The sequence below is a fragment of the Serinibacter arcticus genome (assembly GCF_004786095.1).
Taxonomy (GTDB): Bacteria; Actinomycetota; Actinomycetes; order Actinomycetales; family Beutenbergiaceae; genus Litorihabitans; species Litorihabitans arcticus.
The window spans coordinates 1-3501 of record NZ_RHPJ01000007.1 but is presented as its reverse complement, the minus strand read 5'-3'; the positions used below and the strand labels follow the sequence as shown (position 1 = coordinate 3501).

Annotated in this window: 1 rRNA gene; it reads left to right on the top strand. The window is 56.4% G+C overall.

From position 1 onward, the window contains the following. Positions 1-333: 333 nt before the first annotated feature. Positions 334-3446, top strand: a 23S ribosomal RNA gene (locus SERN_RS15170). Positions 3447-3501: the final 55 nt, after the last annotated feature.

Genomic DNA, 3501 nt, shown 5'->3' with positions numbered 1-3501 from the left:
GTGGTGGGGGGTGAGGGTTGAGCTGTTCGGGTGTGGGTTGTGGGTGGCAGGTCGAACATCATCGTTGTGGTGGTGGGGTTGCCTGTGACTCTTGGGTGGAACATCATGTTCATTCCTTGACTGCTGCTTGGCTGGTCGTCTCCTAGATGGGGGATGGTTGGTGGGGTGGGTGGTGGGGGGCACACTGTTGGGTCCTGAGACAACACACCCTTGTGGTTGTTGTTTCTCGCCTTCGCTGTCATGGCCGGCTCCTTGTGGGGTGTGGTTGTGGTGGTGGGTGGGGTTGGTTGTTTGAGAACTGCACAGTGGACGCGAGCATCTTTGATCTTTTGTGGTCAAGTGTTTAAGAGCAAACGGTGGATGCCTTGGCATCAGGAGCCGAAGAAGGACGTTGTGGCCTGCGATAAGCCTCGGGGAGTTGGCAAACGAGCTGTGATCCGAGGATGTCCGAATGGGGAAACCCCGCACGAGTCATGTCGTGTGACCTGCACCTGAATATATAGGGTGTGTGGAGGGAACGCCGGGAAGTGAAACATCTCAGTACCGGCAGGAAGAGATATTCCGTGAGTAGTGGCGAGCGAAAGCGGATCAGGCTAAACCGTGTGCGTGTGATACCCGGCAGGGGTTGCGCATGCGGGGTTGTGGGACCTTACTAACACTGCTGCCGCAAGTGTGGAGGAGTTACAAAGCTGTGTCATAGTCGAACACTCTTGAACGGGTGGGGATACAGGGTGCGACCCCCGTAGACGAAATGGCATGGCCTCCTGTGAGTGTTCCCGAGTAGCACGGGGCCCGTGAAATCCCGTGTGAATCTGGCAAGACCACTTGCTAAGCCTAAATACTACCTGATGACCGATAGCGGACAAGTACCGTGAGGGAAAGGTGAAAAGTACCCCGGGAGGGGAGTGAAATAGTACCTGAAACCGTTTGCTTACAATCCGTCGGAGCCTCCCTAGTTGGGGTGACGGCGTGCCTTTTGAAGAATGAGCCTGCGAGTTAGTGGTACGTGGCGAGGTTAACCCGTGTGGGGAAGCCGTAGCGAAAGCGAGTCCGAATAGGGCGAATCAGTCGCGTGCTCTAGACCCGAAGCGAAGTGATCTACCCATGGGCAGGTTGAAGCGCGTGTAAGAGCGTGTGGAGGACCGAACCCACCAGGGTTGAAAACCTGGGGGATGACCTGTGGGTAGGGGTGAAAGGCCAATCAAACTTCGTGATAGCTGGTTCTCCCCGAAATGCATATAGGTGCAGCGTTGCGTGTTCCTTACCGGAGGTAGAGCTACTGGATGGCTAATGGGCCCTACCAGGTTACTGACGTCAGCCAAACTCCGAATGCCGGTAAGCTAGAGCGCAGCAGTGAGACTGTGGGGGATAAGCTTCATAGTCGAGAGGGAAACAGCCCAGATCACCAGCTAAGGCCCCCAAGCGTGTGCTAAGTGGGAAAGGATGTGGAGTTGCCCAGACAACCAGGAGGTTGGCTTAGAAGCAGCCACCCTTGAAAGAGTGCGTAATAGCTCACTGGTCAAGTGATTCCGCGCCGACAATGTAGCGGGGCTCAAGCACACCGCCGAAGCTGTGGCATTCACACTATAGACAAGCCTTCGTGGTTCAGTCGTGTGGATGGGTAGGGGAGCGTCGTGTGGGCAGTGAAGCTGCGGAGTGATCCAGTGGTGGAGCCTACACGAGTGAGAATGCAGGCATGAGTAGCGAAAGACGGGTGAGAAACCCGTCCGCCGAATGACCAAGGGTTCCAGGGCCAGGTTAATCCGCCCTGGGTAAGTCGGGACCTAAGGCGAGGCCGACAGGCGTAGTCGATGGACAACGGGTTGATATTCCCGTACCGGCGAAGTACCGCCCATACCGAGCCCGGTGATACTAACCACCCAAACCATCCCACCGTGACCTTCGGGTCGCATCGGGTTGGGGAGCGTGGGACCTGAACCGGTAGTAGGTAAGCGTATTAACAGGGGTGACGCATGAAGGTAGCCCGTTGGAGCGATGGTTGACTCCTTCCAAGGCCGTAGGACGTTTCCCAGGCAAATCCGGGAAACACATAGTCCGAGAGCTGATGGTGACCGCGAACGCGGGAACAGGGTGATCCTATGGTGCCAAGAAAAGCCTCGACGCGAGGTACTAGCCGCCCGTACCCCAAACCGACTCAGGTGGTCAGGTAGAGAATACTAAGGCGATCGAGATAACCATGGTTAAGGAACTCGGCAAAATGCCCCCGTAACTTCGGGAGAAGGGGGGCCCGGAGCGTGACTCACCCTTGCGGTGGGGAGCGTGCAAGGGCCGCAGAGACCAGGGAGAAGCGACTGTTTACTAAAAACACAGGTCCGTGCGAAGTCGCAAGACGATGTATACGGACTGACGCCTGCCCGGTGCTGGAAGGTTAAGAGGACGGGTCAGCCGCAAGGCGAAGCTCAGAATTTAAGCCCCAGTAAACGGCGGTGGTAACTATAACCATCCTAAGGTAGCGAAATTCCTTGTCGGGTAAGTTCCGACCTGCACGAATGGCGTAACGACTTCTCCGCTGTCTCAACCGTGGACTCGGCGAAATTGCACTACGAGTAAAGATGCTCGTTACGCGCAGCAGGACGGAAAGACCCCGGGACCTTTACTATAGCTTGGTATTGGTGTTCGAAACGGCTTGTGTAGGATAGGTGGGAGACTGTGAAACCTTTACGCCAGTAGGGGTGGAGTCGTCCTTGAAATACCACTCTGGTCGTTTTGGACATCTAACTTCGGTCCGTGATCCGGACCAGGGACAGTGCCTGGTGGGTAGTTTAACTGGGGCGGTTGCCTCCCAAAATGTAACGGAGGCGCCCAAAGGTTCCCTCAGCCTGGTTGGCAATCAGGTGTCGAGTGTAAGTGCACAAGGGAGCTTGACTGTGAGACTGACAGGTCGAACAGGGACGAAAGTCGGGACTAGTGATCCGGCGGTGGCTTGTGGAAGCGCCGTCGCTCATCGGATAAAAGGTACCCCGGGGATAACAGGCTGATCTTGCCCAAGAGTCCATATCGACGGCATGGTTTGGCACCTCGATGTCGGCTCGTCGCATCCTGGGGCTGGAGTCGGTCCCAAGGGTTGGGCTGTTCGCCCATTAAAGCGGCACGCGAGCTGGGTTTAGAACGTCGTGAGACAGTTCGGTCCCTATCCGCTGCGCGCGCAGGAAACTTGAGAAGGGCTGTCCTTAGTACGAGAGGACCGGGACGGACTAACCTCTGGTGTGCCAGTTGTTCCGCCAGGAGCACTGCTGGTTAGCTACGTTGGGAAGGGATAACCGCTGAAAGCATCTAAGCGGGAAGCCTGCTTCAAGATGAGGTTTCCATCACTCCTTGAGAGTGGAGAGGCTCCCAGTAGACCACTGGGTGATAGGCCGGAAGTGGAAGCGGGGACTAAAGACCCGTGGAGCTGACCGGTACTAATAAGCCGATCACTTCACCACACCAACAAGCTCAAAATTGTTGCGACGCGTCCACTGTGCGGTTCCCGAACCACCA